The sequence below is a fragment of the Polynucleobacter sp. Tro8-14-1 genome, assembly GCF_018881655.1.
GTDB lineage: Bacteria > Pseudomonadota > Gammaproteobacteria > Burkholderiales > Burkholderiaceae > Polynucleobacter.
This window is the reverse complement of sequence record NZ_JACVPX010000002.1, coordinates 157,755-180,368: the sequence shown is the minus strand read 5'-3', so window position 1 is coordinate 180,368 and position 22,614 is coordinate 157,755. Positions and strand designations below refer to the sequence as shown.

General features: G+C 46.0%; 17 protein-coding genes and 1 pseudogene. 5 read left to right on the top strand and 13 right to left on the bottom strand.

Translation table 11 applies throughout. From position 1 onward, the window contains the following. Position 1 precedes the first annotated feature (1 nt). The 6 genes from ICN34_RS03300 to def are packed head-to-tail and all read right to left on the bottom strand — an operon-like array spanning position 2 to position 6,595. Positions 2-2,311, bottom strand: coding sequence for an ATP-binding protein (locus ICN34_RS03300; RefSeq protein ID WP_216120753.1), 2,310 nt, complete (start codon positions 2,309-2,311; stop codon positions 2-4). Beyond that, the gene (locus ICN34_RS03295; protein WP_255538559.1) at positions 2,308-2,889 is read right to left on the bottom strand and encodes a DUF4390 domain-containing protein; all 582 of its coding nucleotides are present in this window, start codon (positions 2,887-2,889) and stop codon (positions 2,308-2,310) included. Before ICN34_RS03295 ends, ICN34_RS03300 begins: the two co-directional genes overlap by 4 nt. Beyond that, positions 2,886-4,202 (bottom strand): 16S rRNA (cytosine(967)-C(5))-methyltransferase RsmB, encoded by a 1,317-nt coding sequence (gene rsmB / locus ICN34_RS03290; protein ID WP_216120751.1) that lies wholly within the window; start codon positions 4,200-4,202, stop codon positions 2,886-2,888. The genes ICN34_RS03295 and rsmB overlap by 4 nt, the downstream gene beginning before the upstream one ends. Before the next feature lies 1 nt (position 4,203). After that, positions 4,204-5,070, bottom strand: coding sequence for a zinc metalloprotease HtpX (gene htpX, locus ICN34_RS03285; protein WP_216120750.1), 867 nt, complete (start codon positions 5,068-5,070; stop codon positions 4,204-4,206). 2 nt (positions 5,071-5,072) lie between these two features. Then, positions 5,073-6,071: a methionyl-tRNA formyltransferase gene (gene fmt / locus ICN34_RS03280; protein WP_216120748.1), complete on the bottom strand. Its 999-nt coding sequence runs from the start codon at positions 6,069-6,071 to the stop codon at positions 5,073-5,075. Between the two features lie 8 nt (positions 6,072-6,079). Further along, entirely contained in the window at positions 6,080-6,595 is a 516-nt protein-coding gene (gene def, locus ICN34_RS03275; RefSeq protein ID WP_072582117.1) for a peptide deformylase, read from the bottom strand. Positions 6,596-6,666: 71 nt separating this feature from the next. Here def and dprA point away from each other — a divergent pair, with 71 nt between their 5' ends. Beyond that, on the top strand, positions 6,667-7,341 hold the full coding sequence (gene dprA / locus ICN34_RS03270; protein ID WP_072582027.1) for a DNA-processing protein DprA: 675 nt from the start codon (positions 6,667-6,669) through the stop codon (positions 7,339-7,341). 222 nt (positions 7,342-7,563) lie between these two features. Beyond that, on the top strand, positions 7,564-10,236 hold the full coding sequence (locus ICN34_RS03265; RefSeq protein WP_216120746.1) for a DNA topoisomerase III: 2,673 nt from the start codon (positions 7,564-7,566) through the stop codon (positions 10,234-10,236). On the opposite strand, the pseudogene mnmC reads toward ICN34_RS03265, so the two are convergent. From mnmC to rpmH, 7 genes and pseudogenes are all read right to left on the bottom strand, one after another. Beyond that, positions 10,209-11,297: pseudogene (mnmC, locus tag ICN34_RS11485) on the bottom strand (FAD-dependent 5-carboxymethylaminomethyl-2-thiouridine(34) oxidoreductase MnmC); the annotation flags it as partial. The gene ICN34_RS03265 and the pseudogene mnmC overlap by 28 nt on opposite strands. Positions 11,298-11,334: 37 nt before the next feature. Continuing rightward, positions 11,335-13,200, bottom strand: coding sequence for a phosphoenolpyruvate carboxykinase (GTP) (locus ICN34_RS03260; protein ID WP_072582030.1), 1,866 nt, complete (start codon positions 13,198-13,200; stop codon positions 11,335-11,337). 90 nt (positions 13,201-13,290) lie between these two features. Further along, positions 13,291-14,652: a tRNA uridine-5-carboxymethylaminomethyl(34) synthesis GTPase MnmE gene (mnmE, locus tag ICN34_RS03255; RefSeq protein WP_216120867.1), complete on the bottom strand. Its 1,362-nt coding sequence runs from the start codon at positions 14,650-14,652 to the stop codon at positions 13,291-13,293. A gap of 43 nt (positions 14,653-14,695) precedes the next feature. After that, complete coding sequence (yidC, locus tag ICN34_RS03250) at positions 14,696-16,363, bottom strand: membrane protein insertase YidC (protein ID WP_072582031.1); 1,668 nt, start codon at positions 16,361-16,363, stop codon at positions 14,696-14,698. Positions 16,364-16,369: 6 nt separating this feature from the next. Beyond that, positions 16,370-16,612 carry a membrane protein insertion efficiency factor YidD gene (yidD, locus tag ICN34_RS03245; RefSeq protein ID WP_072582032.1) on the bottom strand — a complete coding sequence of 81 codons (243 nt, stop codon included), beginning with the start codon at positions 16,610-16,612 and terminating at the stop codon, positions 16,370-16,372. After that, on the bottom strand, positions 16,613-16,867 hold the full coding sequence (rnpA, locus tag ICN34_RS03240) for a ribonuclease P protein component (protein WP_237767697.1): 255 nt from the start codon (positions 16,865-16,867) through the stop codon (positions 16,613-16,615). Positions 16,868-16,938: 71 nt separating this feature from the next. Next, the gene (rpmH, locus tag ICN34_RS03235) at positions 16,939-17,073 is read right to left on the bottom strand and encodes a 50S ribosomal protein L34 (protein WP_011903922.1); all 135 of its coding nucleotides are present in this window, start codon (positions 17,071-17,073) and stop codon (positions 16,939-16,941) included. Positions 17,074-17,295: 222 nt separating this feature from the next. Here rpmH and dnaA point away from each other — a divergent pair, with 222 nt between their 5' ends. The 3 genes from dnaA to gyrB all read left to right on the top strand — a co-directional run bounded on the left by dnaA (position 17,296) and on the right by gyrB (position 22,613). After that, positions 17,296-18,723: a chromosomal replication initiator protein DnaA gene (gene dnaA, locus ICN34_RS03230; RefSeq protein ID WP_255538558.1), complete on the top strand. Its 1,428-nt coding sequence runs from the start codon at positions 17,296-17,298 to the stop codon at positions 18,721-18,723. Between the two features lie 264 nt (positions 18,724-18,987). Next, positions 18,988-20,103 (top strand): DNA polymerase III subunit beta, encoded by a 1,116-nt coding sequence (gene dnaN, locus ICN34_RS03225; protein WP_072582033.1) that lies wholly within the window; start codon positions 18,988-18,990, stop codon positions 20,101-20,103. Between the two features lie 11 nt (positions 20,104-20,114). After that, the gene (gene gyrB, locus ICN34_RS03220) at positions 20,115-22,613 is read left to right on the top strand and encodes a DNA topoisomerase (ATP-hydrolyzing) subunit B (RefSeq protein WP_072582034.1); all 2,499 of its coding nucleotides are present in this window, start codon (positions 20,115-20,117) and stop codon (positions 22,611-22,613) included. The last annotated feature ends 1 nt before the right edge of the window (position 22,614 follow it).

The following is a 22,614-nucleotide window of genomic DNA, read 5'->3' as shown; positions in this document are numbered from 1 at the left end:
CTTATGCTGCCTCTTTTGCTAGATTCATAAACAATATTGACACTTTCGCACCAACCACTTCTTCACCCTGCGTACGGTTCCGAATTTCAATTCTGGCCGAGTGATCATCAATGATTTTCTTAACTACTGCCAAACCCAGACCCGTGCCTTTGCTCTTTGTTGTTACGTAAGGCTCAAAGGCTCTTGCCAATATCTTAGCTGGAAATCCAACCCCACTATCACTTATTGTTAATCGCACAGCATTTTGCGCTATGCCATTGTGTTCGCCATAAGGGACTAACTCTGTCTTAACCTCCACCGGATTACCGGGATGGGGACCCTCAAGAGTGGCATCTTGGGCATTTTGTAGCAAGTTATGGATTACCTGTCTTAGTTGTGTGGGATCCCCCATGATCTCTGGGCAATGAGGATCTAACTGAGTGCGCAATGGACTGCCCTCGTATAACCCCAAAATTTCAGAGGTGAGCGTATTGATAGAAACGGGCTTGAGTTGTGGGGTTGGCGTCTTCGCAAAATCCCTAAAATCATTCACCATTTCTTTCATAGCTTGCACCTGACCAATGATGGTTTCAGTGCTGCGATTAATCATTTCTTCTTGCTCTGGGCTCAACTTGCCTGCAAGCTTATGCTGCAATCTTTCTGCAGAAAGCTGAATAGGCGTTAGAGGATTTTTAATTTCGTGAGCAAGACGTCTAGCTACTTCACTCCAAGCGATAGATCTCTGTGCGCTCACCACATCAGTAATGTCATCAAAAACAACCATGCGTAAGTCGCCAGTTAGCTCTGTGCCACGCACGAACAGGGTCACACCTAATTCATTTTCAAATTCATTTGTAGTGTGCAGTTGAATTTGTTTTTGCCACACCGGCGCATTCATCGGCGCAGTCTTTTGTTCCGCGTCTCCCTCGCCCAGGACTGCGAGTTTCATAGTAGAAAAGCCTTCTTTGATGGCCCCTTCAAACTCCAATAGAGCTGGGCTGCTACCAAGGGGCTTTCCATCAAGCAGAGTAAGGTCCTGACCAAAAATACGATCTGCACCAGCATTACTAGAAACAACGTTGTAGTTTTTATCGAAAATGCATACGCCTGCGGTAAGGCTGCCCAATACGCGCTCTAAGAATGCTTTGGATTCTTGCAACGAAGTGCGGGTATCAGCCAACTGCCTAGTCATGACGTTAAATTGCCGTGTAAGCATGCCAAGCTCATCGCCAGTATCGAGCTCTGGCTTGGGAGATAAATCTCCCTGTGCAACTGCCTGGGTGCCCCTCAGAAGCATTAGGAGAGGACGGGCAAGCTGCCTACCCAACATCAGAGCCAAGGTAATAGCCACAAAGACCGCAAAGAAAAGGGTAAGCGTTAATGTCCCCACAAACATCTTGCGAAGGCCGGTACGCCCCAACGCTTTTTCTTGATATTCGCTATATGCAGACTCCACAGCAAAAATGTTTTTTGCCAACGGGGTAGGTAGGTAGCGCACTAATTGTAAAAAATATTTGTCTTCGATATCTTTGCCAGAATCTAATTTGTTGTGAATCGATTTTTTTCGTATAACAGGAACAATTGCCCTGATTCGATAGCCTCGTTGACCACCCTCCACTTCAATTTGGTCTAAAAAGGTCATACCCTTCTTGCTAAACGCTTCTGCAACGACGTCGGCACTAGGCGCAGGAAAGTATTTTTTAGGCCTTAGCTCGCTCGTTAAGATCAAATTGCGTTGCATATTGAAGAGACTAACCTCTTGAATGCCAAATTGATTACGAATTTTCATCACCGCTGCAGCTACCTGCTCAGTAGTTGTGCCTGATGGAACTTGGACGATCTGCTCGGCAATGAAATTGCCCTCACCCAAAATTTCTTCTTGGGCTACTCGCAAAGTTACGCGCCCCAACTCTAAACCCGAGTTCAGCGCTGTCTCCACTTTGACGTCAAACCAAGTCTCAATGCTGCGCGACACAAACTGCAATGAAACGCCATACAAAATTAAGCCCGGAACAATTCCGACCAAGGCAAAAATCATTGCCAACTTTGCAATCAAGCGCGTGCCAAAGTGACCGCGATACCATCGCACAGCGATAACCGCCACCAAAATCAAAATAACCAGAGTTAAGCAAATCCCAATGACTACATTGGCAGCATAGAGCCAAATAAAATAGTTATTAAAAAATTCTGTGTTGGATGAGGCAATCGCCAATAAAACTAAAAGCAATAAAGCAAAGGCGCCGATCACACCAATCGTGATCGGAATTATTTTTTTACTCCAAGCCTTAGATGTAAAAAAGCCCGGGTCTAGCATGGCTGCTATCGATCTCATCGCTTAATTAAATTAGGGCCATTAGGAGAAAATGGGAAGCGATACCAATCGCTTGATACGTTCCATTCGCGGTTATTGAGTGCGTTTACTTGGAATGGTTTTGGTAGCTTACTGAGATCTAAGCTCATTCGCATGCTGGCTGTATACGATTTACTGGAATCTAGTTGAGTGCCGTCAATGACTCGCCACCCACCAATACTCCCCACCGCCTGCAATGCCTCAGACATAGTTTTGGCAGAAAAGGTAAAGCCCTCTGAAGCAATTCGGTACTGCTGTGTCAATGGCTGATAAGAAAGGCGCATCTGCCTTTGCACAAGCACAGACTTTTCATCAAACCAATACCAACGCGATCGCATTAAATCAAACTCCGTTTGGAAATAGAGGACGACGCCTTTTTGCACTGCGTCTTCTAGTCCGGGAGATAGCTCAATCTGAAAAGTGGCATTGAGAAGCCAGTCGTTATCCGCCTTCTCCAACTCAAAGGATTTAATCTTGATTCCTTCGGCGCTAACGGTTGTTGAAAAAATACCCAACAACATCAAGAACAAAAAGAGGAATTGTTTAATTCTTCGGCTCATGGCCCATTTTTCTTAAACAAAGCATAGTAAAAACCGTCATTTAGCTCACCAGGCAAAATCTGGCCTGGAGCAGCTAATCGTACCGCATTGGAGTGCTGCTCAGCAAACCAAACAGTCTGCTCCTCGCCCTCCTCAGGGAATATCGAGCAAGTGACGTACAAAAGAGTGCCTCCCGCTTTGAGCATCTTCCACGCTTGATTCAGAATTGCACGCTGCCTTTCTTGGAGAGCCCAGATATCTGCTTCGCGCCTTAAAAATGGAATATCAGGATGTCGCGACACTATTCCAGAAGCTGAGCAGGGGGCATCAAGCAGAATCTTGTCAAAAAGAACACCATCCCACCAAGCCGCCTTGGAAGCATCGCCGCGTAACACGCGGACTTTGTCAGATTGCAAACGAAGGCGGTCTAGGTTGCCGCCAATTTTTCCAATGCGCTCGCCATCCAACTCCAGAGCCCGCATCGAACAATCTGCAAGCTCCAATAGATGCGCCGTTTTTCCACCGGGAGCTGCGCAGGCGTCCAACACCAACTCTCCGGTCTGGGGATTTAATAAGATCGCGGCCAGTTGTGCGCCCGCATCTTGCACAGACACAGCGCCAGTATAAAAACCTGGCAAGTCCGATACGGGAACCGCTTCAGGCAACAAGAGAGCGGAAGGCAACTGAACACCAACCAATTCATCTATTGGCTTTGATGAAATTCCGGCCTCAGATAATAAGGATTGATATTGCTCACGCGTATATTGCCTTTGGTTTACTCGCAAAATTAATGGCGCACGCTTGGCTTGTTGAAACAAAATGGATTGCCATGCTTTGGAGTAATTGCGCTTGAGGTTTGCTCGCCACCAAGCAGGGACATACATTGGAATTGGATCAGGCGGAAAATGCTTTTCGTCCGCTGGCGGTTGCACTACAAGGCTGACCTTGCGTAATACCGCATTCACCAAACCTTTGGCATACATGGTTTCGTCATATTCGCCACAGGCTTTCACTGCCTGATCCACAATCGTGTGGGCTGGATAGCCCTTGCTCTCAGCTGGATCTTGTAAAAATAAAGCAATCGCGACGCTGAGCAAATGATCCACTTCAGGAGGCGGAGTCTTTGGAATAAATTGCTTAATGAATTCATGAGAACGCACCCATTTACGAAGTGCATCAAAACTCAGGCTCTGCACGATCGGGCGCTCATAGGCCTCTAGCTCATCCAGAACTTCTGTAAGCGATCTTCCGCTGATGACCTCGCTTACCGCTTGTGCGGCAATCGTGATTGCTTCAGAGAGCGGGAGACTGCGTGGTATTTTTTGATCAGTCAAATTAATTTGCTCCGGGATATACCCCGTTTTTAGCCATACTCATTAAACGTGCCACCCGCTCCTCAGTTGGTGGGTGGGTTGAAAATAGTTGCGCAAGACCGCCGGCACTCAAGGGATTGAGAACCATCATCTGCGCTGTTTCAGGATGTTGTTCAACCGCTTGAAACGGGATGCCTTGTGCATAGTTATGAATTTTTTCTAATGCCTGCGCTAGCGCCTCAGGATCAGCGCTTATTTCTGCACCACTGCGATCTGCCTCGTATTCTCTTGCGCGAGAAATGCTCATTTGAATCAAGCTTGCTGCGATCGGGGCCAAAATTGCCACCATCAAGCTGGCTATTGGATTGTTGGGCCTGCCCTCAGAATCGCGCCCACCAAAGAACATGGCAAAGTTAGCTAATGCTGAAATGGCTCCCGCCATAGTGGCAGCGATAGTCGAAATCAAAATATCACGATGGCGAACGTGGGCAAGCTCATGCGCCATCACACCCCGTAGTTCGCGATTTGAGAGAATTTTCAGAATGCCCGTTGTTGCGGCAACCGAAGCATTGTCTGGATTACGCCCTGTTGCGAAAGCATTAGGAGCGTCTTCATTAATTAAAAATACTTTAGGCATCGGCAAGCCGGCCTTCTCCGACAACTCTTTAACGAGTCCGTAAAACTGGGGGGCAGATCTTTCATCAACCTGCTGTGCATTGGTCATCTTCAACACCATGGTGTCGGAAAACCAATAGCTAAAAAAATTCATTCCAACTGCCAGCAGCAAGGCCATCAACATGCCCTGTTGACCACCCAACATACCGCCAACCACAATAAAGAGTGCAGTAATTGCTGCCATCAAAACAGCAGTCTTTGCAAAATTAAACATTTCTACTCCTTTGTTTGAAAGCGCAACAATTTTTCACCAGCACCAATCGGCTGCAAGCACGTTTTGGCATCTATTTTTTTACCGCCCGGTTTTTGCATCTCTAAGACCTCAAGCACCCCTTCACCACACTGTATAAATGCGCCCTTATTACCAAACCCAAGGACCTCGCCTACAGTACCGGTGGCGCTGACGGCTTTAGGGTCTGCAAGTCTTGAATTCCAAAACTTTACGGCTAGCCCATTGAGGTTGCTGCTTGCCCCCGGGAAGGGATTAAAGGCCCGAATACGTTGATCGATTTCTTTGGCGCTGAGAACCCAATCGATCTCCGCCTCACTCTTCAATATTTTTTCAGCGTAAGTAATGCCATCTTTTTCTTGAGGTGCTCGAGATAAATCCTTACCTTGCTCTAGAGTATTTAAAACATCCACTATCAATTTTGCGCCAAGCTCTGCTAAGCGATCATGCAAGCTTGAGCTCGTTTCATCGCGAGCAATTTCAATATCAGCGACTAAAACAGTATCTCCGGTATCTAAGCCAGCATCCATTTGCATAATACAAACGCCCGTTTTGGCATCGCCTGATTCAATTGCTCGCTGAATTGGCGCTGCACCACGCCAACGGGGCAACAGAGAAGCGTGAATATTAAAGCTGCCATATCTTCCTGCTCTCTCGCTAATATCCAAGATCTCTTGGGGCAAGATCAAGCCATAGGCCACGACCACCATGGCGTCAAAGTCTATTGTGGATAAGCGCTCATTGGCCGCCACCGCTTGCGCCTGCTTTTGCGGATCGGAACTAGTGAGCCGCAATGTCTCTGGTTGGAGCACGGGAATATTTTTCTGCAAAGCAAACTCTTTAACTGGGCTTGCCTGAAGGTGCATGCCCCTGCCGGCACGACGATCGGGCTGCGTTAAAGCCAAAACAATTTCATGGCCAGCATCGTAAATTGCACGCATCGCTTGCGCAGCAAACTCAGGAGTTCCAGCAAAGACGATTTTCATTCGGGCGCTTAGCGCTGACCTACTAATTCTTTTGCGCGCTTCTTCATTTTTTGTGAGATACGAGTTCTTTTAAGTATGGATAAATACTCAACAAAAACTTTTCCTTGTAAATGGTCTAACTCGTGCTGCAAACAAACTGCTAATAAACCATCAGCTTCTATTTCGAATTCTTTACCGTCAATATCCACAGCTTTCACTCGAATCTCGGATGGTCTTTCAACCTCGTCATAAAACTCGGGCACAGATAAGCAGCCTTCGCGCCAAGATTTTGTTTCAGAGCTTGCCCAAACAATTTCTGGATTGATAAAAACCATCAATTCGTTTTGTTCATCAGACACGTCAATCACCACGATGCGCTCATGAATATCTACCTGCGTAGCAGCTAAGCCAACACCGGGAGCTTCATACATAGTGTCTGCCATATCGGCGACAATTTTTTTAATGCGAGCGTCCACTTGCTCCACTGGTTTAGCAACCTTGTGCAAGCGCGGGTCTGGGTAACAAAGGACGGATAACAAAGCCATATAGGAATTATCCAACAGAGCTATCAGTCTGTCCTGATTGCCGCAATTCCCCCAAAGAACAAAATTGATTGATGCAAACATCGCCAGTGCCTAATGCCGTTCTCCAAATCGATCGTCAGAGCCATCATTACCCAAGTCGCCTCCATGATTTATATGATCCCCCAGAGTGCCTTTATATATATGGGGACATTCATCTTCTAAAGAGACCAATGGTGGCAATAGTGGGCTCAAGAAACGCCAGCCCTGCAGGCTTAAAAAATGCCCACCTGTTTGCTCAAGCACTGTCTAAAGCAGGTGCCTTGATCGTTTCTGGCCTAGCAAGTGGGGTCGACAGTGCCGCACATCAGGCCACTCTTGAGCTTGGGCCCAATCACTCCACTGCGGCAATATTAGGAACCGGCATAGATGTCGTCTACCCCCGGCAAAATATCGAGCTATCTCGGGCCATCAGCGAGCAGGGAGTATTGGTGTCTGAGCTCCCTCTGGGGTCAGGGCCTAAGGCATGGCACTTTCCTAGAAGAAATCGCATTATTGCCGCTTTAGCGCTTGGTGTCGTTGTTATAGAGGCGGCGGAAAAGTCGGGCTCCCTCATCACTGCTCGCCTGGCCGCAGAGCTTGGAAGAGAGGTTTTTGCCCTCCCTGGGCCCATCCACAACGCAAATTCTACCGGTTGCCATCTACTCATTCAGCAAGGTGCAAAACTAGTCTTTAGGCCGGATGATGTTCTTGAAGAGCTTTGTTTTTAAGCAAAAATGCCATTTAAATAGCCTAAAGAGGGGTTTTTATCTGAAAATCGGAAGTGTCGACACGCCCAAAACTGGCCAAAAATAGCGGTTTTTGGACTTTTCCCAATTTATCGGTTAATAATAAAAAAGGGGTATTCAATTGGCTAAGTCCGATTTTGGGTTAAATTGGCCATCCGTTTTACCCAAAAAACATCGTTTCTAGCTCAAATTTAGGCATAACGCGTGGCAACTAAAGCAACTACCAAAAAAAGCAGCCCAAAGGCTAGCGCCGGAGATCATCCTAAGGCGCTCATCATTGCAGAGAAGCCTTCTGTTGCCAATGACATTGCTAAGGCCTTGGGCGGCTTTACAAAGTATGAGGATTATTTTGAGAGCGATGAATTCCTAATCTCTTCCGCGGTTGGCCATTTATTAGAAATTGCAGCCCCCGAAGAATTTGACGTAAAACGTGGCAAATGGTCATTTGCCAACTTACCGGTGGTGCCGCCATACTTTGATTTACGTCCGATTGTAAAAACTGAGTCGCGCCTCAAGGTTTTACAAAAGCTCATTAAGCGCAAAGATGTTACTGCGCTCATTAATGCTTGTGACGCTGGGCGTGAAGGTGAATTAATTTTTCGCCTAATTGCGCAACACGCAAAAGCATCGCAATCTATTCAGCGCTTATGGTTGCAATCGATGACTCCAGCCGCCATTCGCGAAGGTTTTACCAATTTACGCAGCGATGAAGATATGAAGCCTCTTGCTGATGCGGCTCGTTGTCGCTCAGAGGCAGACTGGCTCGTCGGCATTAATGGCACGCGCGCAATGACCGCCTTTAATAGCAAGAGCGGCGGCTTCTTCTTAACGACTGTAGGTCGTGTGCAGACTCCAACGCTTTCTATTGTGGTGGAGCGCGAAGAGCTCATTCGCAAGTTCATCTCTAAAGATTACTGGGAAGTGAAGGCTGAATTTATCGCTGCTGCTGGCGTGTATGAAGGCCGCTGGTTTGACCCTAAATTCAAAAAGGATGCTGCCGAGCCCGACGCACGCGAGAACCGCCTATGGAGTGAGGCTGCAGCTCAAAGTATTGTGGCTGCATGCCGCGGCAAAAAAGCAAATGTGACGGAAGAAGCCAAGCCTGCTACACAGCTTGCTCCTCAGCTATTTGATTTAACTAGCTTGCAACGTGAAGCAAACGCGCGTTTTGGATTCTCTGCAAAAAATACATTAGGTCTTGCACAGGCTTTGTATGAGCGCCACAAAGTATTAACCTATCCACGTACCGACGCAAAAGCGCTTCCTGAAGACTACCTCGATACCGTTAAACAAACCATGGAGAACCTTGCTGAGCATTCGCAAGACTATCGTGCTTTTGCTAAACAAATTTTGAAGGGTGACCCAAAGGATCCTAAGTCCAAAGCCGGCTATGGTTGGGTAAAGCCAAACAAACGAATTTTTGATAACTCTAAAATTTCTGATCACTTTGCAATCATCCCAACATTAGAAACACCTAAAACTTTAAGCGAGCCCGAAGCCAAGCTCTACGACTTGGTTGTGCGCCGCTTCTTGGCCGTGTTTTATCCTGCCGCAGAGTTCCGCGTGACCACACGCATTTCCGAGGCGTCCGGACACCACTTTAAAACCGAAGGTCGTGTGCTTGTAAACCCTGGTTGGCTAACGGTTTATGGCAAATCCAATCAAGCAGACGATGAACTAGTCCCCGTCCAAGAAGGTGAGTCAGTACAAACCGAATCTATTGCAGCGGTGCCATTGAAAACCAAGCCGCCAGCACGCTATACAGAAGCAACCTTACTTTCTGCAATGGAAAGTGCGGGTAAGTGGGTTGATGATGAAGACATGCGCGAAGCGATGGCTGAAAAGGGATTGGGTACACCAGCAACTCGGGCTGCCATCATCGAAGGCCTGCTCGCTGAAAAATACATGGTGCGCGAAGCTCGTGAGCTGATTCCAACTGCAAAAGCATTCCAATTGATGACCTTGTTGCGCGGCTTAGATGTTGAAGAGTTAACCCGCCCCGATCTCACTGGTAGCTGGGAGAACAAACTTTCTCTCATCGAGCAGGGCAAGATGAATCGCGATACTTTCATGCAAGAGATCGCACAAATGACTCAGCGTATCGTCAAGCGTGCCAAAGAATATGACAGCGATACCATTCCGGGTGACTATGCCACCATGACCACGCCGTGCCCACACTGTAAGGGTCCGGTAAAAGAAAACTATCGTCGTTTTGCCTGTGAAAAGTGCGGCTTTACGATCAGCAAAACGCCTGGTGGACGCGCATTTGAATATCCAGAAGTTGAAGAGTTGTTGCGTGAAAAAACCATTGGACCGCTGCAAGGCTTCCGCAGCAAAATGGGGCGCCCATTTGCAGCCATTATTAAATTAAGCGAAATTCCGGAGGATGACAAAGATTATCCAAATGCGGGCTTCAAACTTGAGTTTGATTTTGGCAACACGCAAGATGATGAGACTGAAGCCGTCGATTTCACGGGCCGTCTGGCGCTAGGCGTTTGTCCAAAATGTTCAGGCGCAGTATATGAAGATGGCATGCGTTACGTTTGCGAAAACAATACTGGCCCCAATAAATCATGTGATTTCAAAACCGGAAAAGTAGTGCTGCAACAAGAGGTCTCACCAGAACAGGTTCAGAAATTGCTGAAAGAGGGCAAAACAGATCTTTTAACCAACTTTAAGTCGAACCGCACTGGGCGTGGCTTTAAGGCCTATTTAGCGCTAGATTCTGCTGGCAAAATTGGTTTCGAATTTGAGGCCAAAGCACCTAAGGCTGAAGGCGCCGCTCCCGCAAAGAAACGGGCGGGCGCAAGTGCAGCGACTAAGTCTGCAGCAAAACCTAAGCGCGCAAGCAAAGCAAAGTCATCCTCTAGCAGTTGAGCTGTAATCAGCTTAGCCGCTAGAGCGGACCACAAAATTCCTCTCGACCCCAAGGCAGTAGCTAAAAATATTCCTGGGCGCTGAGCAAGTGCGCCGATGATTGGTAAACGATCGCCGGCGACACAACGAATGCCCACAAACTCTCCAGACTTCATTAATGAAGAAAGATTGCCTTCTTCGTAATCTACTAAGCGCTTAGCTTGCTCACGATTAAAGTCATCACTCATTTCTCTTGGTGAAAGATCATCCTCACCCTCATCAAAACTAGAGCCAACAATCCATTGATAGCTACCATCATCAAGTTGCTTGGCTGGCAAACAATATCCATCTCCAGAGATGCCAACCTGGGGTAGTTTTTTGATCCAAGGGTCATCTTTCCGAACCGTGAAAATGCTCAACTGACCGCGCACAGGCCTTAAGGGCAAACGAATACCGATACTATTCATAAGATCTTTTGCTTCAAGGGCGCAGGCTACTACAACTTGATTTGCAGTCACAATCAGCTTGTTTGAGGCATCAAATAAATGCCACTGATTGCTGAGCTCTTCTAAGCGCGCGATGCGCGTATTCCACATATAAGTTAATCGCTGTTGTTCATGTAATAACTCCTTGCTTGTTTCATGCAAATTTAAGCCAGCGCCGCGCGGCAACCAAACACCGCTTTGTTCAATTCCACAAAACTGTTTAGCCTCATGAGCATCCATGGCAATGGCTATATTTTCATCAAGATCCAATGAGCGCAGATGCTCTTCTGTTGCAGTGCGATCAAAGGTTTTATCTTTTTTAGTCGGCTGAAATATCCCATGTTGCCGCCACACATTTTTCCAGCGCGCCTCGGCCAGCAGAAATGCAAGGTGCGTTAGACGCAATAAACGGGGGGCGCCTTTGCCAATATGCGGATGTGCAATGGCATAAGCATGGCTTGAACAGGCGGCGGCTGGGGAGGGAGCGGTGTCAATAATACAAACAGCTTTGCCACGCTCAAGCAACTCATTTGCAATGGTTGCCCCACAAATGCCTGCCCCAATCACCACTATTTCATGGTGTTGGGGTTTGGTCATTTAAATAAATCTAAGATTAGTAGGTGCTACTAAAAACTTAAGCGTTTAAGCGTTTTTCAATCTTGGTACGCATCTCTGCTAATTCCTTAGGCAGACGATCGCCAAGATGCTCAAACAACTCTGTATGCAGCTTAAGTTCATTTTTCCAGTCATCTACCTTGGCGGTAATGACCTTTTCAAACTTCTCAAGAGAAAAGTCTAAACCCTTCCAATTTATATCGCCGTGCTCTGGAGAAATACCAAATACGGTTTCAACCCCTTTTGCAGTGCCCTCTGCGCGGCCCAAGATCCACGCCAGAACGCGCATATTTTCACCATAGCCAGGCCAAACAAACTTGCCGTCATCGCCTTTGCGGAACCAGTTCACGCAATAGATCTTGGGCAATACAGCGCCTTCAGCTTCAAGCTTCTTACCGATATTGAGCCAATGCTGGAAGTAGTCACTCATGTTGTAGCCAGCAAAAGCAATCATTGCGAATGGGTCTCGACGAACAACGCCAACCTGACCCGTAATGGCAGCAGTGGTCTCTGAGCCCATTGTTGCGGCCATATAAACGCCCTCTACCCAGTCGCGCGCTTCACTAACGAGAGGCACAGTAGTTGAACGGCGACCGCCGAACAAGAACGCATCAATCGGAACGCCTTCTGGATCATCCCACTTAGAATCAACGGCAGGATTGTTTGTGGCTGCCATTGTGAAGCGAGAGTTTGCATGAGCGGCTTTACGGCCAGCAGCACCATCAGCCGGAGTCCAATCCTTACCTTGCCAGTCAATCAAATGTGCGGGCGGTGTTTCTGTTAATCCCTCCCACCAAACATCACCATCATCAGTTAAACCAACGTTTGTAAAGATTACATCTTCGTTTAATGAATCGATGCAATTTGGATTTGTTTGACGATTTGTTCCCGGAGCGACGCCAAAATAACCAGACTCGGGGTTGATCGCAAATAAACGGGTTTTGCCTGTGACGGGATCTTTGCGTGGTTTGATCCATGCAATGTCGTCACCAATCGTTGTTACCTTCCAACCATCAAATCCTGCTGGCGGAATCATCATTGAGAAATTGGTTTTGCCACATGCAGATGGGAATGCTGCTGCTACGTGATATTTTTTTCCTTCGGGCGAAGTAACGCCCAAAATCAACATATGCTCAGCAAGCCATCCTTGCTCGCGCCCCATGTTAGAAGCAATGCGTAAGGCAAAGCATTTTTTACCCAACAATGCATTGCCGCCGTAACCTGAACCAAAAGACCAGATTTCGCGGGTTTCTGGATAGTGAACGATATATTTAGTTTTGTTGTTTGGCCAAGCCATGTCCTTTTCGCCCGGGCTCAATGGCTTGCCAACTGTATGGATACAAGGAACAAACTCGCCGTCGGCACCAAGCTGATCAATTACCGCTTTACCCATGCGAGTCATCAACTTCATGTTGATCGCAACATAAGGGCTGTCAGACAACTCAACGCCAATGTGTGCAATTGGTGAGCCAATTGGGCCCATTGAAAATGGCACAACGTACATTGTTCTTCCGCGCATGGAGCCATCGAACAATGGGTGCAATGTTGCACGCATTTCTGCTGGGTTTACCCAGTTGTTAGTTGGGCCTGCATCCTCTTGTTTAGCCGAACAAATGTAGGTGCGGTCCTCAACACGCGCAACGTCATCCGGGTCAGATAAGGCTAAAAATGAATTTTTACGCTTGGCTGGATTGAGGCGCTTGAAAACGCCCGCCTTTACCAACAATTCACATAACTCGTCATACTCTGCCTGCGATCCATCGCACCAACGAATAGCATCAGGCTTGGTAAGAGCAGCCACCTCGCCAACCCACTCAACTAAACGCTTGTTTTTTACGTAAGCTGGCGCATTTACATTAATCTGGCCGCTGGTAGTTGAAGTCATATGTTTCCTTATGAAAAATTGAATTTTTAATCCAACAATTTTATCATTTTGGGTAAATTTTTACCTCCACCCACACACAGCACAAACCCTTTACTTGCCAATACAGAACTGGCTGAAGATTTTCCCCAAAAGGTCGTCTGGAAGCAGTTTTCCAGTAACTTCACCCAAATGTCTTTGGGCCAAAGAGAGCTCTTCTGCAAATAATTCGAGAGAATTGTTGCCATTTGCAGCGAATTCTTCTGATTTTTCAATATGTTCGGCTGCACGCTCTATGCAGTCCAAATGTCTTCTACGAGCCAAAATGGCACCCTCCTGGGGTCCAGCCCAGCCCACAAGCTCCAAAATCTTCTGTTTTAGCGCCTCAATTCCCTCTCCGGTTTTGGCGGAAATCAGCAAAGATTCTCTGGACGCAGTTTTTGATGATTCTTGGAGCAAATCAGCCTTATTCACAAGCTCAAGCACAGCGCATTTGGGTGGTAATTCCCTCAAAATCTGGGTTTTTAGGTCGTCCTGTTGGGGGGGCGACTGAGCATCAGTCAAAAAAATCACTACGTCTGCCAAACGAATGGCATCCCAGGATCTTTCAATACCTTTTGCCTCTACAACATCCGTTGTTTCGCGCAGACCGGCTGTATCAATAATATGCATGGGCACACCGTCAATGGTGATGCTTTCTTTAACCCGGTCTCGGGTTGTCCCGGCAATGGGGGTAACAATAGCCACCTCTTCACCGGCCAATCGATTCAGCAAAGAGCTTTTTCCCACATTCGGCGCACCAGCCAATACCAGCTGAATTCCGTCGCGCAAGATTTTTCCCTGCTTAGCGCCAGCACGTAAAGCCTGTAACTTTTCTTTAACGGCGGTTAAGCGCTGACGCGCCTGAGCGTTTTCTAGAAACTCAATTTCTTCTTCTGGGAAATCTAAGGTTGACTCAACCAAAATTCTGAGTTGGGTTATTTCTTCAATGAGATTGTTAATGTCGTCAGAAAAAGCGCCCTGCAAAGAGCGAGCTGCGCCGCGAACAGCCGCCTCGCTTTGCGCATCAATTAAATCTGCAATAGCCTCAGCCTGGGTTAAATCAATCTTGTTGTTGAGATAGGCGCGCAGGGTAAATTCGCCTGGCTCTGCAATGACAAGCCCCTCGTTTTTGCCGAGCTCAAGACAGCGCTTCATCACCAGCTCAAGAAGTTGTGGTCCACCATGACACTGAAGCTCTAAAACATCTTCACCTGTAAAGGAAGCTGGCCCAAAAAAATAAATTGCAATGAGCTGATCAATGGCTTGGCCATTCTCATCACAGAGCGTTAATAAGTTTGCTTGTCTTGGGGAAAGATTTTTTTGAAAAAGGGTGCGCGTCAGGGTGCTTAAATTTTTTCCGCTAATGCGAATAACCCCAACGCCCGCCTTGCCTGGCGCGGTTGCAACAGCAATGATGGGCAATTTTCTTGTCATCATTGCTGTCTATTTATTACAGGCGAGTTATGCCGCGCTTAAATTACTTAGCGGGCTTTTTTCCAAATATCCGATTAATCTGCCATTGTTGAGTAATGGACAGAATATTGTTGGTGACCCAATACAACACCAAGCCCGCAGGGAAGAAAAAGAACATGATTGAAAAGGCGATTGGCATGTACATCATCACCTTCGCCTGAATTGGATCTGGAGGCGTTGGGTTCAACTTCGTTTGCACAAACATCGAGACAGCCATGATGACTGGCAGAATGTAATACGGATCAGGCACTGAGAGGTCGTGAATCCACAACACCCATGGTGCGCCGCGCATCTCAACGGATGACAATAGCACCCAATACAAAGAAATAAACACGGGGATCTGAATCACAACCGGTAAACACCCACCCAGTGGGTTAATCTTTTCTTTGCGATACATCTCCATCATGGCTTGATTAAGCTTTTGAGGTTCGCCCTTGTACTGCTCCTTCATGGCCGCCAAGCGTGGCTGCACTTCCTTCATGCGAGCCATCGACTTATAACTTGCAGCAGATAGGGGGAAGAAGACCAACTTAATTAAGATGGTCAACAGAATGATGGACCAACCCCAGTTGCCAGCAATATTGTGAATATGCTCTAGCAACCAAAAAATAGGTTTGGCCAGAATAGTTAGATAACCATAGTCTTTAAGCAGCTCAAGTCCAGGGGCTATGGTTTCAAGCATGCGCTCTTCTTGGGGGCCAACAAATAACTGCGCATTGGCGATTAATGTGGTTCCAGTTGGAATTGCGCCTAATTGTGTCTGCATTCCAACTCGGTACAAATCGCTATCGATTCTTCCTGAATAAATGTCTCGCGGCAATTTGTCATCTGGAATCCATGCACTAGCGAAGTAGTGTTGAACCATAGCAACCCAACCAGGCTGTCCGGCCGATATCTGTGCGGGTGCAGTAAATTTATTTTTCTCTATATCTGTAAATGGGACTTTTTTAAACTTATTCCCATCGGTATAAATTGCTGGCCCAGTAAAAGTGCTTGCAGAAAAAGCACCTCCAAAAGGTCCAATTTTTTGTTCCTGGGAGCCATCTCGCACAATCTCTGTATACAAACTCAGCGGGGCACCATTTGCTGCCACCTGTGTAACCCGATGTCCAACATAAACATCGTAACTTTGAGGATTAAGGAGAAATGTTTTTTCTAGTTTCACACCGTTACGCTCGGCGGAAAGAACCAAGAATGGTCTGCCAGACCCATCTTTGCCTGAGCGATCAAGCTTAAATGTGCTTGTATGGTTTGGCAAATCCACATTACCAACAGCCACCAAACCTGAGCGAGCTACATAGGTGTGGGTAGGCGTATGTTGGAAAATTTCTACTGGTTTTTGATCTGCGGTTAGTTCTTTTAATAATTTCGCACCAACGACGTTTGCGCCCGCAGAACTTATCTCCAATGAAAGAAGTTCGTTAGACAAAACAAATTTTTCAGCGCTCTCGCCCGTTATTGTTTTGGAGTTGGGCGCCTGGGTAATAGGTGTGCCCGCTATTGCCGCTGGGGCATCAACCTTGAGTGGTGTCGCCTTATCGTTAGATGAAGCAACAACAGCTGGAGATCCGCCAAACAAGGATGGCTTGCCCTCATGAACCTGCCAATTGTTGTAGAGCATGAGACCCGACATCGAGAATACTGCCCAAAGAATTGTTTTTTTAAAGTCCATTTATATTCACTTAAGTTGGTGTTTTGTATCTTTTACAGCAGGATCATAACCGCCGTGTGACAAAGGGTTGCAGCGCAAAATACGCCACACCGTAAGACCAAAACTTTTAATAAATCCGTAGTGACTAAAGCAGTCACATGCATATTGCGAACAGCTGGGAACGTACTTGCAGTGCATGCCTAAATACGGGCTTAAAGTGAGTTGATATATTTTTACCAACTTAATTGCCGCATTATTTAAGGCTCGCACCTAAATCAGCCCCGAAATTTGAGAGCGCAAAATTTCTTTTTCTTTATTTCTGAGTCTGCCTCGAGTTTCGCGACCAATTGGTTTTTTGAGCTTAACCACAACATCTTTGTTTAATGTGCTGGCTTGAGCCATCCAAACCAATTCGCGAATCATCCGCTTTAGGCGGTTTCGATCAACCGCTCTTTTGGCTAGCTTCTTTGCTACTGCAACCCCCAAGTCAGGTTTAACGCCCCCTTGAGTGGATGCAAAATACATACCCCAATACAAACTTGTCTTGGGGCGTGTTTTTAGTAATTCAGAAATCCTTGCGCTATTCAATGGCTAAATTACACAGCCAAACGCTTGCGGCCTTTTGCACGACGAGCATTTAAAACTGCGCGTCCGCTTTTGGTTTTCATGCGAATACGGAAACCGTGTGTACGCTTGCGACGGGTTACTGAGGGTTGGTAAGTTCTTTTCATGTTCGATCCCTGGAAAACCAAGTATTTTCCTTGTTGCAGAGCAAAAGGTCAATCCATCTTGATGAATATGTAGGTGTTTTTCTCTATTTTTATTTAAATTTCTCTTAAATCTTTAATTTAAATAGAGATTTTTCTATTATTCACAAGTTATCCACAGCTTTTCCACGTTTTTGTTACTTGTGGATAACTTTGCAGCATCGCTACAATGGATCCTCCAAAAATATGAGCAACTTACACAATCCTCCCGCCTTGAATTCAATTAGCCCACTGGGGTTCTGGGATGATGCTATCGGCATTTTATCCCGCGAACTGTCGCCCCAACAGTTTAAAACATGGATTCAACCCCTTACTTTATTATCTTTTATTGAAAGTGATGACTCACTAACAATTGGAGCCCCCAATCGATTTAAGTTGGACTGGACCAAAAAGACATTTGCCGACCGATTCCAAGAGCTGGCCTCCCAGTATTTTGGGCGCCCCATTAATGTCGGTTTTACACTCTCTGTCGAGGGTGGCACAACCAATACCGCACCCCCTGTATCACTGGAAGAGCCCATAGAAAAAAATGTTTCTGTGGAGACACCGGAACCAAACATATTGGTAGAAGAGAGTGCTTTTGAGATTGAAGATCACTCAAAACTCAACCCGAACCTTACTTTTGAAACGTTTGTTACTGGCAAAGCCAATCAACTTGCTAGGGCAGCGTCGATTCAGGTGGCGCATAACCCTGGAACCTCTTACAACCCCATGTTCTTATATGGTGGGGTAGGTCTGGGTAAGACCCATTTAATTCATGCGATTGGCAACCACCTCTTAAAAGAGAAGCCAAACGCCCGTATTCGCTATATCCACGCCGAACAGTATGTTTCAGATGTGGTCCGCGCATACCAACAAAAGGCGTTTGACCGCTTTAAGCGCTACTACCACTCCTTAGACCTCTTACTTATTGATGATATTCAGTTTTTTAGCGGCAAATCCAGGACTCAGGAAGAGTTTTTCTACGCTTTTGAGGCTTTATTAAGCAACAAAGCCCAAGTCATTATTACTAGCGATACCTACCCCAAGGAAATGGCGGGTATTGATGATCGCCTTATTTCCCGCTTTGATTCTGGGCTAACGGTTGCCATTGAGCCGCCAGAACTAGAAATGCGTGTCGCTATTTTAATGAAAAAGGCAATTAGTGAAGGCATCCCCATGAGTGAGGACGTTGCATTTTTTGTGGCCAAACACTTACGCTCAAACGTTCGGGAGCTAGAGGGGGCTTTGAGAAAGATTTTGGCGTTTGTTCGATTCCATGGTCGCGAAGTCACGATTGAGGTTGCCAGAACAGCCCTAAAAGACCTGCTTTCTATTCAAAATCGTCAAATTTCTGTCGAAAACATTCAAAAAGCGGTTGCTGATTTCTATAGCATTAAGGTTGCAGACATGTACTCCAAAAGGCGCCCGGCTAATATTGCTCGGCCCCGTCAAATTGCAATGTTTATGGCTAAAGAATTGACACAAAAAAGCTTGCCGGAGATTGGTGAATTATTTGGCGGTAGGGACCACACAACCGTCCTGCACGCTGTTCGCAAGATTGCAGATGAGCGGGCACATGATGGGCAGCTAAACCATGAGATTCACGTTATTGAGCAAACCTTAAAGGCGTAGTTTTTTGCTTGTGGATAAGGTTGTGGACAACCCTAGGGATAAGTTTGGGGATTGGATGTGGATAAATTGTGGAAAGGTTCAGCTTCATGCAAAAATAGGGTGTTGATAAAAAGTTATCCCCTTTTTATGCAGTGCTTATACAAGAGTTTTCCACAGGTTTTTTAATCTTCAATGTGTTGTTTTATAAGGGGTTTTTGACTTATCCACGGAATTTCGAACCCTTATTACTATTACTACTAAGATATATACAAGGATTTAAAAGCAATGCAACTCGTTAACACTTCTCGCGATAGCCTACTAAAACCACTTCAGGTTGTTAGTGGAATTGTTGAACGCAGACACACGCTGCCAATTTTGGCAAATCTCTTATTTAAAAAAGTTGGAGAAAAAGTTTCATTCATCTCCACTGATATTGAAATTCAAATTACAACAAACGCCAATTTTGGTGTTGGTACAGAAGATGTAACAACAACTGTTGCCGCTAGAAAACTTTTAGATATTTTGCGTGCATTGCCAGAGGGTCCGGTATCTTTAAATCTTAAAGATAACAAGATGGTTGTTCAAAGTGGCAAAAGCCGCTTCTCTTTGCAAACACTTTCTGCAACTGAGTTTCCAGTGATGCAAAGTGTGGGTGAGGTAACCGCTGCTTGGAAGATGTCACAAAAGAGTTTTCGTCAACTCATTAGCCAAGTACATTTTTCAATGGCACAACAAGATATTCGTTATTACTTAAATGGGATGTTGTTGGTAATTGAGGGTAAAGAGGTGGTTGCGGTGGCAACAGATGGCCACCGCCTTGCTTACTCTCAGGTTGAGCTTGCAGAAGCCCCATCAGGCTCTGGTCAAAAACAAGAAATCATTATTCCTCGCAAAACAATTTTGGAGTGTCAACATTTACTCGAGGACTCTGATGAATCCTTAGAAATTAGCTTGACAGCTAATCAAGTGAAGTTTGCGTTTGGTGATATTGAGTTAATTTCGAAATTAGTTGAGGGTAAGTTCCCAGATTTCCAAAGGGTGATTCCGAAGGGGCATAAAAACTCACTCGTAGTTGGTCGTGATGCCCTTCAATCAGCACTTCAGCGTGCTGCTATTTTGACAACAGATAAATTTAAAGGTGTCCGTTTCTCTCTTTCTCCAAACCGCATAACAATCCAATCAACCAATGCTGAGCAAGAAGAGGCTCAAGAGGAGATTGAGACTGAGTATGCTGGTGATGCGGTAGAAATTGGATTTAACGTTAGCTATTTGTTGGATGTTTTATCAAACCTAAAGAGCGAAAAGATTCAAATTAGCTTAGGTGATGCAAATAGCAGTGCCGTAATTACTCTGCCTGGCTCAGAGAGTTTTAAGTATGTTGTGATGCCAATGCGTATTTAACTTAGAAAAAAATGACTGAAGAAAAAAAAGTAGTAGAGCAGTACGGCGCTGCATCGATTCAAATCCTAGAGGGTCTTGAGGCTGTTCGTAAACGTCCTGGTATGTATATCGGAGATACATCCGATGGCACGGGTCTGCACCACCTTGTATTTGAAGTTTTGGATAACTCTATTGACGAAGCTTTGGCTGGCTATTGTTCTGAAATCACAGTTGTTATCCAAACTGATAACTCTATTTCTATTGTCGATAATGGTCGTGGTGTCCCAACAGGGATTAAATACGACGATAAGCATGAGCCGAAACGCAGTGCCGCTGAAATTGTTATGACCGAGCTACATGCAGGCGGTAAGTTCGATCAAAATAGTTACAAAGTTTCTGGCGGTCTACATGGTGTGGGTGTTAGCTGTGTAAATGCGCTATCTAAATGGTTGAAGCTAACCATTCGTCGTGATGGTAAAGCTCATTACATGGAGTTTGCACGCGGCGTTATTCAAAATCGCAATATTGTTGATGAGAATGGCGTTTTAGTTTCTCCAATCACTGTTACTGGCGACACTGAGTTATCGGGAACCGAAGTTCACTTTTTGGCCGACGAGACAATTTTTGGAAATGTTGAGTTTCATTATGAAATTTTAGTTAAGCGTATTCGCGAGCTCTCATTCTTAAACAACGGCGTTCACATTAAACTGATTGATCAACGTACCGGTCAAGAAGAAGACTTTGCTTTCTCTGGTGGTGTAAAAGGGTTTGTTGAGTACATCAATCAAACTAAAAATGTACTGCACCCCAACATTTTTTATGCTGAAGGTAATCGCCCTTCAGACCTAGGCGGTCAAATTACTGCTGAAGTATCTATGCAATGGAATGATAGTTTTAGTGAGCAAGTACTTTGTTTTACTAACAACATTCCGCAGCGGGATGGTGGAACACACTTGACCGGCTTGCGTGCCGCAATGACGCGTGTCATTAATAAATACATTGATGAGCATGAAGTTGCCAAGAAAGCAAAAGTAGAAATTTCTGGTGATGACATGCGCGAGGGCTTGGCCTGCGTTTTGTCGGTGAAGGTCCCAGAACCAAAATTCTCTAGCCAAACAAAAGACAAGTTAGTTTCCAGTGAGGTACGTGGGCCAGTTGAAGAAATTGTTGCCGAAGCTTTGAGCGCATATCTTCAAGAGCGTCCTGCGGATGCCAAGATCCTGTGCGGCAAGATTGTTGACGCCGCCCGTGCTCGCGAAGCCGCACGCAAAGCGCGCGACATGACCAGACGTAAGGGTGTGTTGGATGGACTTGGACTACCCGGCAAGTTAGCCGACTGCCAAGAAAAAGACCCAACAAAATCTGAACTCTTTATTGTCGAGGGAGACTCTGCAGGAGGCTCTGCGAAACAGGGGCGTGATCGTCGCTTCCAAGCAATTCTTCCTTTAAAAGGAAAAATCCTCAACGTTGAAAAGGCTCGTTTTGACAAAATGCTTGCTAGCCAAGAGGTGGTTACTTTAATTACCGTTCTGGGCACCGGTATAGGGATTGAAGAATATAAGGCAGATAAATTACGCTATCACCGCATCATTATCATGACCGACGCGGACGTTGACGGTAGTCATATCCGCACGCTGTTGTTAACTTTCTTCTATAGGCAGATGCCTGAGTTGATCGAGCGCGGCCATATTTATATTGCTCAACCACCGCTTTACAAAGTAAAGTTTGGTAAGAATGAGCAGTACATTAAAGACGACAACGAGCTAAATCAGTTGTTATTAAAAATCGCACTAGAAACCGCCTCTCTACAAACACCAACAGGTGAAATTGTTGAGGGTGAAGCACTTAATGAGTTGGCTAAACACTACCAAGTGATTCAGTCGATTGTTGACCGCTTGTCTCGCACCATTGATGAAGATGCTCTGCGAGCAATTGCTTCAGGAACACCATTAAATCTGGATACAGAAAAATCAGCAAATGAGTCTGCTGATCGTTTAAGGCAAGCACTTGCCGACTCTTTGAATCCTTTAGCTTTGCCACCAGAAATTATTGTGCAAAAAGAAGATCGCACTGAGCGCTTCCGCTTATTGTTATCGCGCCGTATTCATGGAAACCTGAAGCTCTCTTCCATTAACTCTGACTTTGTTCATGGCGATGATTACCAAAGCCTTGCAAATGCAGCAGCTGTTTTATCGGGCAAGGTTGTGGCGGGCTCCAAGGTTCGTCGTGGCGATCCAGATAAAAATCAAAAAGAGCAAACAATTGGCGACTTTAGGGCCGCCTTTGCTTGGTTGTTGTCTGAGGCAGAGCGCGTATTGAGTCGTCAGCGCTATAAGGGTCTTGGTGAGATGAACCCTTCACAGCTGTGGGAAACCACTATGGATGCTAGCTCTAGAACACTCTTGCAGGTAAAGATTGAAGATGCGATTGCCGCAGACCAGGTCTTTACTACTTTAATGGGGGATGAGGTTGAGCCTCGTCGCGCATTTATTGAAAAAAATGCCCTTATTGCCCGCAACCTAGACGTTTAAT

Coding starts and splice junctions, on each gene's coding strand:
- rnpA (WP_237767697.1), bottom strand. CDS start 16,867: ATGTATTTTGCATCCACTCAAGGGGGCGTTAAACCTGACTTGGGGGTT.
- gyrB (WP_072582034.1), top strand. CDS start 20,115: ATGACTGAAGAAAAAAAAGTAGTAGAGCAGTACGGCGCTGCATCGATT.
- mnmE (WP_216120867.1), bottom strand. CDS start 14,652: ATGACAAGAAAATTGCCCATCATTGCTGTTGCAACCGCGCCAGGCAAG.
- ICN34_RS03295 (WP_255538559.1), bottom strand. CDS start 2,889: ATGAGCCGAAGAATTAAACAATTCCTCTTTTTGTTCTTGATGTTGTTG.
- dnaN (WP_072582033.1), top strand. CDS start 18,988: ATGCAACTCGTTAACACTTCTCGCGATAGCCTACTAAAACCACTTCAG.
- def (WP_072582117.1), bottom strand. CDS start 6,595: ATGGCTTTGTTATCCGTCCTTTGTTACCCAGACCCGCGCTTGCACAAG.
- dprA (WP_072582027.1), top strand. CDS start 6,667: ATGCAAACATCGCCAGTGCCTAATGCCGTTCTCCAAATCGATCGTCAG.
- ICN34_RS03300 (WP_216120753.1), bottom strand. CDS start 2,311: ATGAGATCGATAGCAGCCATGCTAGACCCGGGCTTTTTTACATCTAAG.
- dnaA (WP_255538558.1), top strand. CDS start 17,296: ATGAGCAACTTACACAATCCTCCCGCCTTGAATTCAATTAGCCCACTG.
- rpmH (WP_011903922.1), bottom strand. CDS start 17,073: ATGAAAAGAACTTACCAACCCTCAGTAACCCGTCGCAAGCGTACACAC.
- htpX (WP_216120750.1), bottom strand. CDS start 5,070: ATGTTTAATTTTGCAAAGACTGCTGTTTTGATGGCAGCAATTACTGCA.
- ICN34_RS03260 (WP_072582030.1), bottom strand. CDS start 13,200: ATGACTTCAACTACCAGCGGCCAGATTAATGTAAATGCGCCAGCTTAC.
- yidC (WP_072582031.1), bottom strand. CDS start 16,363: ATGGACTTTAAAAAAACAATTCTTTGGGCAGTATTCTCGATGTCGGGT.
- fmt (WP_216120748.1), bottom strand. CDS start 6,071: ATGAAAATCGTCTTTGCTGGAACTCCTGAGTTTGCTGCGCAAGCGATG.